This window comes from Rickettsia sp. 109562A South Dakota, assembly GCF_055791265.1.
Map to the genome: position 1 here is coordinate 309,283 of NZ_CM147703.1, position 14,093 is coordinate 323,375.

Here is a 14,093-nt window from a genome sequence, read left to right on the forward strand (position 1 = left end):
TTGGACTCCAAGATATTATATCACTATTAGAATTAATTTCCGGTGTAAGTAAGGTTTTTGCCGGCTCTTCTATATAATAATTATTATGTTGAGCAGATTTGAAATATTTTTTTGATAATTTTTTACAGTATGAATAAATGGTTTAAAGGAATTTAGAACAGTCATAGATTATCTCCATTATTTAATATATTTCGGCGGCAATTATTAATAAATATATTAATAATAATGTCAATAATAAATGTTGGTAATATGGGGATTGCTTTGTTTTGTAGAGCATAAAGCATGTTCGATGTCATCCCGCGATCAAGTCGCAGGATGACACAAGCCCTCTATCTCTCAGGCAATAATATTTCTCTCTTACCGGTATGGTTCGGTGGTGAAACTATCCCCTCTTTTTCCATTTTCTCAACTAAATTGGCAGCTTTGTTATAACCGATTCTAAGCGATCTTTGGATATAGCTAATGGATGATTTCCGCTCATCACGCACTATCTGCACAGCTTTTTTGTAAAGTACTTCATCAGATGTACCGTCGCCGATATCAATGCTACTGTCGTCCTCCTCAGGCTGCTCGGTAACGGCAGATATATACTCAGGTGTACCGGTTTCTTTCAAATATTCCGTAATTTTCTCAATTTCGGCTTCATTAACAAATGGTCCGTGTACCCTACTTATCTTTGAAGTGTTCCCCATAAATAGCATGTCACCCATACCGAGTAACTGCTCGGAACCTTGCTCGCCTAAAATCGTTCGGCTATCGATTTTAGAGGTAACTTTAAAGCTAATACGGCTTGGAAAATTGGCTTTAATGACGCCGGTAATAACGTCTACCGAAGGTCTTTGCGTTGCCATAATAATATGGATACCTGCCGCTCTTGCCATTTGAGCAAGCCTTTGAATCAGCATTTCAATATCCTTACCGGCAACTAGCATTAAATCAGCCATCTCATCAACAATTACCACTATGTAAGGTAGTTTTTCCATATTCATCGTAACGGTTTCATAAATAGGTTTGCCGGTTTCAGGATCAAAACCCGTTTGAATCGAACGCTCAATTACTCTATTTTCTTTAACAGCTTCTAAGATTTTTGCATTATAACCTGCGATGTTTTTAACCCCGATATTACTCATCATTCTATAGCGGTTTTCCATTTCCTTAACTGCCCATTTAAGAGCAACTACCGCCTTAGAAGGCTCGGTTACCACGGGCGTTAGCAAATGCGGTATTCCATCATAAGCTGATAACTCAAGCATTTTCGGATCAATCATGATAAAGCGGCATTCTTCAGGAGTATAGCGATATAACAGCGAGACGATCATGGCGTTAATCCCAACCGATTTACCTGAACCGGTGGTTCCTGCAACAAGCAAGTGAGGCATCTTAGCAAGGTCGGCAATCAGCGGCTTACCTGCCAAATCTTTACCCAAGACTAACGGCAATAAAGTTGATTTATCTTGATATTCAGGTGTCTCTATAAGTTCTTTTAAACAGAAGAATTCACGTTGCTTATTAGGAAGTTCAATACCAAGTACATTTTTTCCCGGTATTACTGCTATTCTTGTTGATAAAGCAGATAACGAGCGTGCTATATCGTCTGATAAGCCTACCACTCTTGAAGTTTTAGTACCTGCTGCCGGCTCAAATTCATATTGAGTTACCACCGGTCCTTGGTTTATATTAATAATTTGTCCCTTAACTCCAAAATCATTCAACACTGTTAATAACTCTTCGGCTTTTTGTTTAAGCTCTGAGGAAGAAGCCCCTTTTACATGATGGTTTCCAGGATCACGTAATAACGAAATAGGCGGCAATTCTGCTATTTCACTTTGAGATATTTTAGGAGCAGGGGGTTTGCTAAAGAATTTTATAGGATTTGCAGGTACAGGTTTATTTTCTTCAACGAATTTTACTTTTTTACTCACGGGTTTTTGGTAAGAAGAAGTGATATTTATCTTATCATTATTCTTATTAGGGAATAATCTTACTGAAGACAACCGTGAAAATACATTATGTAAAAAAGATTGTATCCGGTAGGCTAAAAATTTACCTAGCTTAATAATAAAATTACCTAAAGAAGTAAATTTAATTTCAAGTAAAACGACTAATATAATAAAGGTACAAAATATTAATAATAAGTAAAGTTGATTTGTAAATCGTTCAAAGAAATTAAAGGCTATTATTCCAATAGCTCCGCCTGCATTTGCCGGTATGAATTCTAGTTTGAGATTAGATAATAATGTGCTACTGCTTAAGAGAGCAAACAACATTACAAACACACGTATAAATGATGCACGATATCTTCCATACCAACAATTTCTCCCCCAAACAAAGCAGGCAAGCGGTATGATAAAAGCAGCTAACCCAAAAAATTGATATAAAAAATCCGATAAATAAGAGCCAAAAATTCCGACTAAATTACTAGGATACTCTGTTGTGACCGAGTTAAAAGAAGGATCGTCTATATTATATGATGTGAGAACAGTAACAATACCAAGCCCGATTATCCCTAAGATAACAGCTTGTATTTTATTGTTTGCAAGAATTTTGTTTATGTAATATAGCATAGTTTTAAATATTAAGCTAAATTATGAATTTAATATCTTTTTCTATAATACTCTATAGGCTTTTCAATAAAGAAATAATTATTACTGTTATAAAAGTAACTAATGTATTAAGAAATTTCCCATTATCAGCCCAATATGAAATAGCAGGTAATATATTATACAAGACAATTAAATGACAACAATATATTGGGTAAGAGAGTAAAGCAATTAATTTATCTAACTTATTATCTTTGGTTAAGTCAAATATTTTTCCTAAAGATAGAGCAAATAAACAATAAAAAAGTAATTTTTTTAATTGAGGCTCTATTGGGATAAACGGAAAAGTAATAATTATTAATATAATATATAAATAGAGTAATTGACTAAGCCAAGACTTTTCTTCATTTACTTCTTTATTAGTATAAATATAAAATGCTTGACTGCCAATTAAGAAAATTGCAAGTTCAGAAGGAAAGAATCTATAAGACCAAGGATCTCCTATAAATCCATTAAATTGAAGAATAATTCTAGTAATTAAAGATATAAAAATTATGGATAAAATATAGATATTTTTCTTTTTTAGAATCCAAGGTACTATTAAATACAAAGAAATTTCTAACCCAATTGACCAAGCAGAAGGCATCAACAAAAATTGATAAAGAGAAGGTGTAGAGTCAATAAAGTATTTTGTAAAATGTACTGTATTATTATTAATTCCAATAAACATTGTTACATCTTGAAACAACATTGTTAGGTTTGTAAAAATTAAAAAAAACTAGCTGGCAATGGAATAGTATATAATTGCCTTAAAGAAGAAAATTTTTGCTGCAAGAAGAAAGTAGTTAAAATACAGAAGATATAAGTAGGATAAAGCCTTAAATATCTACTTTTCCAAAATTTTATTTTGCTTGTATAATTGCTTTGAATCATAGCCATATAAAAGCCGGAAATCATGAAAAAAGATTGTACTGCGATTTCTCCGCCTACAAATTTAAGAAATGGATGAGAATTTGAATGTGCGGCCACAACAGAAAGAACCAATAATAACCTAACTACACCCATTATGTTAAATAATAATTATATTAGCAATTATATATTATCCAAAACCTAAATCAAGTAACATAGCAGCACTTCTCAATAATAGGATAAGTTATTTACATTAAAAGAACCATTTTGTATTATGAAAAATATATTTTTTTACTTGATTATATAACTCTCAAGTAATTTATAATGAAAGGTAATTAAAATTCATGACCATAAAAATCCACACGGAACAAGATTTTGAAAAGATGCGGGCAGCAGGAAAATTGGCTGCAGAGACGCTCGATTTTATTACTGATCACGTAAAACCGAATGTTACTACCAATAGTTTAAATGACCTTTGTCATAATTTTATCACTTCTCATAATGCTATTCCTGCACCGTTAAATTATAAAGGCTTTCCGAAATCGATTTGTACTTCGATAAATCATGTAGTTTGTCACGGCATTCCAAACGATAAGCCTTTAAGAAACGGTGATATAGTAAATATTGATGTTACGGTAATTTTAGACGGTTGGTACGGCGATACTAGCCGTATGTATTATGTCGGTGACGTAGCAATTAAGCCAAAACGTCTTATTCAGGTAACCTATGATGCAATGATGAAAGGCATTGAAGTAGTGAGACCTGGTGCTAAACTCGGTGATATTGGGCATGCTATTCAAAGCTATGCCGAGAAGCATAATTATTCGGTGGTGAGGGATTATACGGGTCACGGTATCGGAAGAGTTTTTCATGATGAGCCGTCAATATTAAATTACGGTCGCAGCGGCACAGGTCTAACGTTAGAAGAAGGGATGTTTTTCACCGTTGAACCTATGATAAATGCCGGTAATTACGACACAATATTAAGTAAGCTAGATGGATGGACGGTTACCACGCGTGATAAATCATTATCAGCTCAATTTGAGCATACTATAGGCGTGACTCAAGACGGCTTTGAAATATTTACGTTATCGCATAAAAAACTTGATTATCCTCCATATGTTAAATAATAAGCTGATAGAATTCTGCAATAATGAAATAGACGTATACTCCTGTGAAATAAAGAATGGTTATACGAAGCTCAACTTGGAAAAGAGCAAGGAGTCTATAAGCCGAGGAGCGGAGCGTATAATAATACGTGAGCATCCGAGGACTTACAAAGACGACGTCGCCAATTTTTCAAGTTCATCGAGTATACCTCATTATATAGGTCACCGCAAAAGAGTAAAAGAACGCTTCGTTGCCGCCGGAGCAGAACATTTTTCCGATTACGAATTACTTGAAATAATGCTATTTTCGGCTATCCCTCGTAAAGACGTAAAACCTCTTGCTAAAAAGTTACTTGACCATTTTGATATTACGGATTTAATTAATCTTGATAAGGAAAGATTACTTAGTATTAAAGGTACCAATGAAAATTTATATATTAATTTTGCTCTAATACGTGAGTTGATAAATAGAGTATTGAAACAAAAAATAATAAATAAAAATATTATTGCTTCTTGGAGTTCTTTGATTGATTATTTAAAAGTTAATATGGGCAATATGCGTTTAGAGCAATTTCGTATATTATTTTTGAATAAGAAAAATATTTTAATTGCCGATGAGGTTTTAAGCCAAGGAACTATAGACCAAGCTGCGGTATATCCACGCGAGATAATTAAACGAGCTTTATTTAATGAAGCAAGCAGCCTTATACTTGTGCATAATCATCCAAGTGGTAGCCCTGAACCTTCAAAAGCCGATATTCATATGACAAATAAGATAGTAGAGACATGCCAAACCGTAAATATTATAGTACATGATCATGTCATTATAAGTAATAACAAATATTATAGTTTTAAATCTAATATGTTACTATGAATATAAATAGCTATAGCACATTATTTATTTTTTCTTTTATAGCAACCGCTATATTAACATATATATTAACTAAATATCTTCCTGTAATCGGTTTAGTTGATGTACCGAGTAGTCGTCGCTCTCATGATAAGATAACACCGCGCGGCGGCGGTCTTGCTATTGTAATTGTTGTAATGATTGCTTTGAGCGGGTTTGAATATATAACGAGCAATAACCTTGTTAATTCAATAAAAATATTACCACTATTATTGGTAATTTCCGCGGTTTCTTTTTTAGATGACTTAAAAGCCGTACCTATTCTAATTCGCTTAATAGTCCATTTAATTTGTGCAGCTTTTGCTATTTTTCTTTTCTCGCAGGTAAACTACGTGCATATACTAATATATTCTATTTTAGTTATAGCTTTAAGCAGTTTTATTAATATATATAATTTTATGGACGGTATAGACGGTATGAGTTGCATAGAATCTATTCATCTCGCTAGCACTATGCTTATATTATGTTTTTTACAATTTTCGGCTATTGATAACCCGTATTTTATATCTAGTGTAAATGTTATTATTCTTGGTTGTTCTTGTGGTTTTTTAATATTTAATTGGCATCCGGCAAAAATATTTTTAGGAGATGTAGGAAGTATTAGCCTTGGATTCTTAACGGGTCTTTGTTTGCTCTTACTTGCTCTTACAAATACTAATTTATTTATAGCTTGTGTTATTGCTAGCTTATATTACATTACCGATGCCGTGCTAACCATATTAATTCGGCTACTCAATAAAGAAAAAATTTGGCAACCTCATTTAAAGCATTTTTTTCAAAAAGCAGTACAAAAAGGTAAGTCTCATAAACAAGTAGTATCGATTATAGCAGTTTGTAATATATTTTTAATGATCATATCGGTTACATCTTTATATTTTCCCGTAATATCTATAATGCTTGCTTTAGCCGTCATAACTTTAACAGTGCAGAGTTTATTAAAATGAAGCTAATTCAAGAGGATATTGATAAAATAGTTAGACGTATATTTGCCAAACAACATCCGTTGCTGCCTGAAATCATGATTAACTGGAATAAAATAGTCGGGTTTAACTTCAGCACTAAAGCCTTACCTTTAAAAATCACCACATATACTTATAAAAAACGGAAAATTAATACGCTATTTATACAAGCAGAAGATAATGCTATTGCAGCAGAATTACCTTATTATCAAGATATTATACTAGAACGTATTAAAATTTATTTAGGCTTTGAAGCAATACATCAAATGAACGTAACGTTTTATAAGCAAAAGCCTTAGAGGCTGTCTGTAAAGTTATTTTAATTGATAATTAAAGAGATTTTATAGCGAAAATTAATAAGTTTTTTGCTGGAATAGCTGTTCCTATTTCAAAAAAACTTATAATTTATAGCAAAAAAGAATTTAATTAGCTTTAAAATAACTTTACAGACAGCCTCTAAGGCATGACAATTAAATTATGCTCTCTTCTTGTGAATTTCTTGAATTAAAATATCTGCCGGAATATTTAAATTTTTATGTAATTTTCTAATCATAGACAAAGTAAGAGGTCTTCTTTTATTAAGAATTTCAGATACTTTACTTCTCGAACCTATGCTCTTTTCTAAATCTTTTCTAGAAAGACCAAGCTGCTCTATCCTAAAATTAATTGCTTCAATTGGATCAGGTGCTTCTATTTTATAATGTTTATTCTCATAATCTTCTACTAATATTGATAATATTTCTAATTTTTCAGCTTCTGAGGAATTTTCTTTTGCATCTAATAAATTATCTATTTCTTTTAATGCTTCTTCATATTCTTTTTCTGTTTTTATAATATTTATTTCCATACTCAAATCTCCTTAACATTTATCTTATCATATTCTGCATGCGTTCCCACAAATCTTATGACATTGTTGTTGTGTGGTTTTCTTAAAAGCGGTTAATATCATTCCCGCGTATGCGGGAATCCAGAAAAAATAACCTTAATATTGGTACAAAAATTACATATTATTGATAAAATAAACATATAAAAAACTTGTTTTTTATATGTTTTTCTGGATTCCTGCTTTCGCAGGAATGACAAAACAAAGCCAAAGCACACAAACAAAAAAAGGAGTCTTTAATTAAAGACTCCTTTTTCGTGTTAATAGCTTGTAAAAAGATTTGAGAGCTAATTACATATCAAATCTTAATCCTGCCATTAGGTTATTACCTTTATAACGGGTGCCGCCAAATTTATATGTGACTCCATCAATAGTTTTAGTGGTATTTTTTGTTTTACCGTAATCTGTCCAGCTATAAACGAGTTCTGCTTTTACTCCTTGTGCTACTTCAAATGAAGTACCTAAAGATAATTGATAAGCAAAATTGGTTTTATTTTTAGTAGTTAGGCTAGGATCATTAACAGTCAAAGTTATACCATTAGCATTTGTAGTAACGTCTTTTTCTGTGATTTTCTCTTTTACCATTGCAAGACCAACACCAGCACCGGCAAAAACTTTAAACATACTTAAATCAACAAAATCTACATAACCGTTAAGTAACGCACTTACAATAGTAGGCTTATGTTTTACTGACTGAGTAGGAGTAGTACCTCTTGGACTAGTTTCAGTTATTGATTTTTTCAGATGAACATTTGTTACTGTTCCAAGTGTTAAATCGGTTCTTAAATTATCCATGATATAATAACCTACTCCGATATTACCGATAAAACCAGTATTAGATTTTAGTTTAAAATCTGTACCTTTAGGTTTTTTTTTGTTAAAAATCACGCCACCGGCATTAAGTTTTAAATACCATTGATTTTCCATAGATGATGATGATATCGATGAATTAGTAGATGAATCTACAGAGGAATTCATATCGCAATCAGCGAATGAAAGACCGGAAGTTAAAAGTGCTGTACTTGCAGCTGCTATTAAAAGTAATTTTTTCATATTGTTAAATTTTTCCTTTAAATTTTATTTGTTGTTAGTAAAAACGATATTAGATAATATTTTACAATTTTTACCTAAATTCGATAAAAAATAGTTTTAAGTGATATTCCTGACTTGTCATCCCGCGAGCTTGTAGCGGGATCTAACTTAAAATACTAATAATATTAGTATTTTAAGTTGTTTTTTTGGATACTGTGGTCAAGCCACGGTATGACACTAGGTTATTACTTAAAACTATTAATATATTCTTGTGTAATTATATATCAAATCTTATACCTGCTGTTAAGTTATGGCTTTGATAACGCATTCCACCGGTTTGTACGTTTTGCCCTTGGTACACTACGTTTTTACTTTTTGTTCTACCGTCATCTATCCAGCTATAAGCTAATTCTGCTTTGACACCGTCGGCAATTTGTGCAGAAGTACCTAAAGTTAGCTTGTAAGAGATATTAGTTCTGTTTTGAGTTGTAGATGCAAGACCGGTTATCCCGTTATATGTAATTTTCTCTTTAACTAATGAAGGACCAACACCGGCACCAGCAAAAACATCAAACATATCGAAATTAGTTAAATCTACATAACCGTTAATAAGTAAACGTGTAATAGTAGGTTTATGGCTTACTGAAACATTAGTACCGGAAAAAGGTGCATTAGTCGCAGTTCCGGATTTCTTTACCTTTCCACCGATTATAGTACCTAAAGTTAAATCAGCTCTAAAATTTTCGGAAATATAATAACCGATACCTAAATCAACGGGAACAGTCGTATTAGATTTTAATTTAACACCGGTTGCCTTATCTTTTTCTTTATTAAACATTGCTGCACCGGCATCTATTCTTAAATACCACTCATTATCCATGCCATCAGCAAATAATACGGTAGAAGATAAAATTGTTGCACTTGTAGCAGCTATTAAAAGTAACTTTTTCATGATTAGCACCTCAAATTAAATAATTAAACATTATCTTAATGGTATATATAACATATTATATTTTTTAGTTCTATATTTAATCGGCAATTAGATTCATATAAAAAGCTTTTATTAAGTTTTGTGACCAAATAAACACATATATACTCCCCCCACTTGAAAAATTGACTAAGTAATCCTACAAGAACTATGGTACTCACGTATTAATACGCTCCGTTCCTCACTCTGTGGATTCCTGGCTCTTTTTCAAGTTGAACTTCGTATAACTAACTCTTCATTTTACTTCGGAGTATACTTCAGCAAACATGTATTTATTAAACTTATCTTTCTCATCTTTAAATTTATCGGCATCAGGCAAAGCAGGCTTTTTTTTGGTAATATTTTTCCATCCCTTATTCTCTATAAAATCTTTTGCACGTTCTACCCATTCTATTAACGCCGGTGATTCGGGTTTGATGGCATATATAGGACAATCAGGAACGCATACGCCGCAATCTATACATTCATCGGGGTTAATGACTAGCATGAATTCCCCTTCATAGAAGCAGTCTACGGGACATACTTCAACGCAATCGGTATATTTACATTTTACACATTCATCGGTTACAACATAAGTCATTTTATTATCGATTCTTAATTTTATAAATTAATACAGAAGTTCGCATAGTTAGTATTAATAAAAAATATAGCACAAAACTTATAAACATAATAATTAAGGGTTTCAACATTGAAGAATGAATAGTAGGAGAACCAAGTCTTAAAACACTAGCTGGCTGATGCAGGCTATACCAAATATTTACCGAGAATTTTACTATCGGTATGTTAATCAAACCGATAAGAGCAATAATCGAAGCAGGATTTTGTGCCTTTCTTATATTATCCGCACTATTCACTATTATAATATAGCTTAAATATAATAAAAATAATATAAGCATAGAGGTAAGTCTTGCATCCCAAACCCACCATGTTCCCCATATAGGCTTTCCCCATAAAGAGCCTGTTACTAAACTAATCAAAGTAAAAGTAGCTCCAATGTAACTAGAAGCTACAGCTAGCAAATAGCTAATAGTAGTTTTCCATACTAAATAACTAAAGCTGCATGCTGCCATAAAAACATAAATACCAAGGGCCATCCAAGCAGCAGGTACATGAACATACATAATGCGTACAAACTCACCTTGTTGATAATCTACCGGCGAAACTATGAGGGCTAAATAAAGACCTATAACCGTCATTACGAAAGTAGATATAGTTAATATAGGTATTATAACCTTTGATAATTTATTAAAATAATAGGGGGTTAATAGTTTTAACATATTTTATTTTCTTACTCTCGATGTCATTCCTAGTTAAAAGCGATGCTGTTACATGACTATTATGTCATTCCCGCCTACGCAGGAATGACATTTGGGCTATTTTTCGAGCCATGCAACAATGTCCCACTTTCACTGAAATGACATCATTTGAGTTACGTAACAATGCTCTACCATGATTAGGAATAGCAGTTCTTATTTTTTTAAAAAACTCTTTCATTAATAGCCCCGAATCTTCGGCAAGAATTCCGCTATATATTTCCGGTCTATGAAAACAAGCACTACTGTTAAAATATCGCAAATTACTTTCAACAGCCCCATGTTTAGGATCAGATGCTCCATAAAACAAACGTTTCAACCTGCTATGGCTAATCGCTGCCGCACACATAGCACAAGGCTCTAAAGTAACGTAAATATCATAATCATTTAAATTTTTAGAAGATATAATGTTACATGCTTCATTAATAGTAATGATTTCAGCATGATAAAGAGCATTGTTTTTTTCTTCGGCATTATTATGACTACTAGCAATAATTTTCTGATTTAATCTATCTACAATCACTGCTCCAACCGGAACTTCATTTTTATCAAAAGCAATCCTGGCTTGTTTTAAAGCTTGCTGCATGAAAAAGTTATTAAAACTAGTTTCTTTATCTAACAATATATTCACGATAATTTACATGTTCTTCGAGTCCATACGGATCTTGGTGAATAATTATTTCAGCTTCCGGAAATTCCTGCAATATTTCAAAAGCAATTTCATCACTAATTTTATTAGCATTATAAAGCGACATATTGCCGTCCATTTCCAAATGGCACTGGATAAAAGCTTTTTGACCGGCATATCTAGTTTTCATTTCGTGCATACCTTTCACACCTAAATGGTTATTAACTATCGAGATAATTTTTTGCCTATCTTGTTCAGGTAATTCATGATCTACTAAATTTTTAAATGCCTTTTTAAATAAAGAATAAGAAGCGTGAAATATATATAACGAAATAACTACCCCAAATAATGGATCAACAAACCAAAAATGATCGCTTAAATTTACAGAGATAATTACTATAACATTAGTTAGTAAGTCCGTGAAATAATGAAGCTTATCGGCTTTTACTATCTCCGATCCTGTTTTTTTAATTACATAAGTTTGATAAAGTACTAAAATAATTGTTAGGAATATACATACATACATTACAGTAGTACCGTCGCTAATATTCTCCGGTTTTGTTTTTCCAAATAAAGATTTAACCGAAGAAAAACCTACAAAAAAAGCCGAAGCCAAGAAAAATATCGATTGAGAAAAAATTGTTAAATCCTGCATTTTTTCATGCCCGAATCGATGATGATGATCAGGTGGTTGCAGAGCAAACCTTAAAGCTATTAAATTAATAAAGGAGGAAGTTATATCAAGCATCGAGTCAATTAAAGAAGCAAGTATTGATTGCGAATCGGTAACAACCCAAGCATATAATTTTATACTTAAAATAATTAATGCCGTAGTAACAGATAAATAAGATGCCGATTTTATTAACCGATTACGGCTATTAGTATCCATGACAAATCTTTCCAATTTAGTTTTGTTAGTTTAACAAAGAAAATATAAAATTCAATGAGTTTTATACTTTACAAAATTCTAAAAACCATATACTTATTAAATTATATATTAATTTAGAGAGAATTTATATGAAACTATTATCTAAAATTATGATTATAGCTCTTGCAGCTTTTATGTTACAAGCATGTACCGGTCCGGGCGGTATGAATAAGCAAGGTAGCGGTACGCTAATCGGCGGTACGGCAGGTGCGTTACTTGGTTCTCAGTTCGGTAAAGGTAAAGGACAGCTTATTGGAGTAGGTGCCGGAGCGTTACTAGGTGCTATCCTTGGTAATCAAATCGGTGTAGGTATGGATGAGCAGGATAGAAGACTTGCAGAACTCACCTCGCAAAGAGCTTTAGAAGCAACGCCTAGCGGTACTAGCGTAGAATGGCGTAATCCGGATAACGGTAATTACGGTTATGTAACGCCTAGCAAAACTTATAAAAATAGCGCTGGTCAATATTGCCGTGAGTACACTCAAACAGTTGTAATAGGCGGAAAACAGCAAAAAGCATACGGTAATGCATGCCGCCAACCTGACGGACAATGGCAAGTTGTGAATTGATAAGTAGTTCTATGTCATTCCCGCGAAAGCGGGAATCCAGAAAAAACTAAAAAAGACTGGATCCCAACTACAAGCTCGCGGGATGACACCCAAAAAAGCTGGATTCCCGCTTTCGCGGGAATGACATACACAACACTCATAGAAGTAAATAATTATGACTTTTATAATAACAAGTACGGCGTTTAAACATAATGACCGTATTCCTGATAAATTCACTTGTAAAGGACAGAATGTTTCACCGCATTTAGAGTGGAATAATGCTCCTTCAGATACTAAATCTTTTGCACTTATCATGGATGATCCGGATGCACCGGTAGAAATAGCACCGCCGCACGGTATATGGGATCATTGGATAATATATAATATTCCTGCTTCTATTACTGAGCTTTCAGAAGGACAAATAGATAGCAATATTAAAATTTTAAATAATAGCTGGAAAGAAAAAAAATACGGCGGTCCTTGTCCGCCTGCCGGTAAACCTCATCGTTATTTTTTCAAACTATACGCTCTAAATGATTATCTTGAACTTGATGAGAATGCTAGCAAACAAGATTTAGTGTTAGCTTTGCAAAAACTACTTGCCGAGGCAGAACTAATAGGAATTTATTCCATAGATAAATAAATGGAAAAACCTATAATAGAGTTTCGTAACGTATCTAAAAAATTCGGTAATAAATTGCCGATAAATAACGTTAGTTTCACTGTCAGAAAAAATAACATTACTACTTTAATCGGACCTAACGGTGCAGGTAAAACTACCATAGTACGATTAATGCTTGGGCTTGAAAAACCGACAAGCGGCGAGATTATAATTAATCCCAAATTAAAAATCGGATATGTACCGCAGAAGTTCGGGCTAAGCCCTGACTTACCTATCACAGTGAAAAAATTTTTAGATCTATTAGCACCAAGTAACTTCAATAACAATATTAAAGAGATGAACTCGTTTATTGATTTAGAACATATAAAAGATCAAGAAATTTCTAAGCTCTCAGGAGGGCAGTTTCAGAAAGTGGTTCTTGCATGTTCAATAGTTAATAAGCCCGACTTAATTATTTTAGATGAACCGTTGCAGTCTTTAGACGTAACGAGTCAACAAGAATTTTACTGGCTTATTACTCTGCTTCGTAAAAAGCTAAATATTACGGTTTTTATGATCTCGCACGATTTATTTACCGTAATAAAAAACTCCGATCAAGTGATATGCTTAAACGGTCACATATGTTGCAGCGGAATACCAAACGAAATAACTCCTAACTCTGAATTTTCAAATGCACTTTCTTCTCTAGGCTTCTATACTCACCACCACGATCATAGGCATTAGA

The 14,093-nt window shown here is 32.9% G+C and carries 16 protein-coding genes and 1 pseudogene; 7 read left to right on the plus strand and 10 right to left on the minus strand.

Features of this window, described 5'->3' with window-relative positions; translation table 11 throughout:
• Positions 1-329 precede the first annotated feature (329 nt).
• The 3 genes from ACIAS7_RS01800 to ACIAS7_RS01810 are packed head-to-tail and all read right to left on the minus strand — an operon-like array spanning position 330 to position 3,605.
• Complete coding sequence (locus ACIAS7_RS01800; protein WP_473199090.1) at positions 330-2,564, minus strand: FtsK/SpoIIIE family DNA translocase; 2,235 nt, start codon at positions 2,562-2,564, stop codon at positions 330-332.
• A 52-nt stretch (positions 2,565-2,616) separates the two neighbouring features.
• Complete coding sequence (locus tag ACIAS7_RS01805) at positions 2,617-3,291, minus strand: acyltransferase family protein (RefSeq protein ID WP_473199091.1); 675 nt, start codon at positions 3,289-3,291, stop codon at positions 2,617-2,619.
• A 17-nt stretch (positions 3,292-3,308) separates the two neighbouring features.
• On the minus strand, positions 3,309-3,605 hold the full coding sequence (locus tag ACIAS7_RS01810) for an acyltransferase family protein (protein WP_473199092.1): 297 nt from the start codon (positions 3,603-3,605) through the stop codon (positions 3,309-3,311).
• A 188-nt stretch (positions 3,606-3,793) separates the two neighbouring features.
• Here ACIAS7_RS01810 and map point away from each other — a divergent pair, with 188 nt between their 5' ends.
• The 4 genes and pseudogenes from map to ACIAS7_RS01830 all read left to right on the plus strand — a co-directional run bounded on the left by map (position 3,794) and on the right by ACIAS7_RS01830 (position 6,726).
• Positions 3,794-4,579, plus strand: a complete 786-nt coding sequence (map, locus tag ACIAS7_RS01815; protein WP_473199093.1) for a type I methionyl aminopeptidase — start codon at positions 3,794-3,796, stop codon at positions 4,577-4,579.
• A pseudogene (gene radC, locus ACIAS7_RS01820) lies at positions 4,569-5,442 on the plus strand (RadC family protein). Before map ends, radC begins: the two are co-directional and overlap by 11 nt.
• Positions 5,429-6,412 carry an MraY family glycosyltransferase gene (locus ACIAS7_RS01825; protein WP_473199094.1) on the plus strand — a complete coding sequence of 328 codons (984 nt, stop codon included), beginning with the start codon at positions 5,429-5,431 and terminating at the stop codon, positions 6,410-6,412. The pseudogene radC and the gene ACIAS7_RS01825 overlap by 14 nt, the downstream one beginning before the upstream one ends.
• Complete coding sequence (locus ACIAS7_RS01830) at positions 6,409-6,726, plus strand: DciA family protein (RefSeq protein WP_473199095.1); 318 nt, start codon at positions 6,409-6,411, stop codon at positions 6,724-6,726. Before ACIAS7_RS01825 ends, ACIAS7_RS01830 begins: the two co-directional genes overlap by 4 nt.
• Before the next feature lie 176 nt (positions 6,727-6,902).
• Here ACIAS7_RS01830 and ACIAS7_RS01835 read toward each other — a convergent pair whose 3' ends face one another.
• From ACIAS7_RS01835 to ACIAS7_RS01865, 7 genes are all read right to left on the minus strand, one after another.
• Positions 6,903-7,274 carry a helix-turn-helix domain-containing protein gene (locus tag ACIAS7_RS01835; protein WP_473199096.1) on the minus strand — a complete coding sequence of 124 codons (372 nt, stop codon included), beginning with the start codon at positions 7,272-7,274 and terminating at the stop codon, positions 6,903-6,905.
• A gap of 327 nt (positions 7,275-7,601) precedes the next feature.
• A complete protein-coding gene (locus ACIAS7_RS01840; RefSeq protein WP_473199097.1) occupies positions 7,602-8,363 on the minus strand; it encodes an outer membrane protein in 762 nt (253 codons plus the stop codon).
• A 256-nt stretch (positions 8,364-8,619) separates the two neighbouring features.
• Positions 8,620-9,294 carry an adhesin Adr gene (adr, locus tag ACIAS7_RS01845; protein WP_473199098.1) on the minus strand — a complete coding sequence of 225 codons (675 nt, stop codon included), beginning with the start codon at positions 9,292-9,294 and terminating at the stop codon, positions 8,620-8,622.
• 271 nt (positions 9,295-9,565) lie between these two features.
• Entirely contained in the window at positions 9,566-9,910 is a 345-nt protein-coding gene (fdxA, locus tag ACIAS7_RS01850; RefSeq protein WP_473199099.1) for a ferredoxin FdxA, read from the minus strand.
• A gap of 4 nt (positions 9,911-9,914) precedes the next feature.
• Entirely contained in the window at positions 9,915-10,607 is a 693-nt protein-coding gene (locus tag ACIAS7_RS01855; RefSeq protein ID WP_473199100.1) for a heme ABC transporter permease, read from the minus strand.
• Positions 10,608-10,671: 64 nt separating this feature from the next.
• Positions 10,672-11,274 carry a nucleoside deaminase gene (locus ACIAS7_RS01860; RefSeq protein WP_473199101.1) on the minus strand — a complete coding sequence of 201 codons (603 nt, stop codon included), beginning with the start codon at positions 11,272-11,274 and terminating at the stop codon, positions 10,672-10,674.
• Entirely contained in the window at positions 11,255-12,160 is a 906-nt protein-coding gene (locus ACIAS7_RS01865) for a cation diffusion facilitator family transporter (protein ID WP_473199102.1), read from the minus strand. The genes ACIAS7_RS01860 and ACIAS7_RS01865 overlap by 20 nt, the downstream gene beginning before the upstream one ends.
• Positions 12,161-12,288: 128 nt before the next feature.
• On the opposite strand from ACIAS7_RS01865, the gene ACIAS7_RS01870 reads away from it, so the two are divergent.
• From ACIAS7_RS01870 to ACIAS7_RS01880, 3 genes are all read left to right on the plus strand, one after another.
• Positions 12,289-12,768 (plus strand): RT0821/Lpp0805 family surface protein, encoded by a 480-nt coding sequence (locus tag ACIAS7_RS01870; RefSeq protein ID WP_473199103.1) that lies wholly within the window; start codon positions 12,289-12,291, stop codon positions 12,766-12,768.
• Between the two features lie 154 nt (positions 12,769-12,922).
• Positions 12,923-13,390, plus strand: a complete 468-nt coding sequence (locus ACIAS7_RS01875) for a YbhB/YbcL family Raf kinase inhibitor-like protein (protein WP_473199104.1) — start codon at positions 12,923-12,925, stop codon at positions 13,388-13,390.
• Entirely contained in the window at positions 13,391-14,092 is a 702-nt protein-coding gene (locus ACIAS7_RS01880; RefSeq protein WP_473199105.1) for an ATP-binding cassette domain-containing protein, read from the plus strand.
• Position 14,093: the final 1 nt, after the last annotated feature.

Coding starts and splice junctions, on each gene's coding strand:
- ACIAS7_RS01825 (WP_473199094.1), top strand. CDS start 5,429: ATGAATATAAATAGCTATAGCACATTATTTATTTTTTCTTTTATAGCA.
- ACIAS7_RS01840 (WP_473199097.1), bottom strand. CDS start 8,363: ATGAAAAAATTACTTTTAATAGCAGCTGCAAGTACAGCACTTTTAACT.
- adr (WP_473199098.1), bottom strand. CDS start 9,294: ATGAAAAAGTTACTTTTAATAGCTGCTACAAGTGCAACAATTTTATCT.
- ACIAS7_RS01800 (WP_473199090.1), bottom strand. CDS start 2,564: ATGCTATATTACATAAACAAAATTCTTGCAAACAATAAAATACAAGCT.
- ACIAS7_RS01830 (WP_473199095.1), top strand. CDS start 6,409: ATGAAGCTAATTCAAGAGGATATTGATAAAATAGTTAGACGTATATTT.
- ACIAS7_RS01865 (WP_473199102.1), bottom strand. CDS start 12,160: ATGGATACTAATAGCCGTAATCGGTTAATAAAATCGGCATCTTATTTA.
- fdxA (WP_473199099.1), bottom strand. CDS start 9,910: ATGACTTATGTTGTAACCGATGAATGTGTAAAATGTAAATATACCGAT.
- ACIAS7_RS01835 (WP_473199096.1), bottom strand. CDS start 7,274: ATGGAAATAAATATTATAAAAACAGAAAAAGAATATGAAGAAGCATTA.
- ACIAS7_RS01810 (WP_473199092.1), bottom strand. CDS start 3,605: ATGGGTGTAGTTAGGTTATTATTGGTTCTTTCTGTTGTGGCCGCACAT.
- ACIAS7_RS01870 (WP_473199103.1), top strand. CDS start 12,289: ATGAAACTATTATCTAAAATTATGATTATAGCTCTTGCAGCTTTTATG.
- ACIAS7_RS01880 (WP_473199105.1), top strand. CDS start 13,391: ATGGAAAAACCTATAATAGAGTTTCGTAACGTATCTAAAAAATTCGGT.
- ACIAS7_RS01805 (WP_473199091.1), bottom strand. CDS start 3,291: ATGTTGTTTCAAGATGTAACAATGTTTATTGGAATTAATAATAATACA.
- ACIAS7_RS01855 (WP_473199100.1), bottom strand. CDS start 10,607: ATGTTAAAACTATTAACCCCCTATTATTTTAATAAATTATCAAAGGTT.
- ACIAS7_RS01875 (WP_473199104.1), top strand. CDS start 12,923: ATGACTTTTATAATAACAAGTACGGCGTTTAAACATAATGACCGTATT.
- map (WP_473199093.1), top strand. CDS start 3,794: ATGACCATAAAAATCCACACGGAACAAGATTTTGAAAAGATGCGGGCA.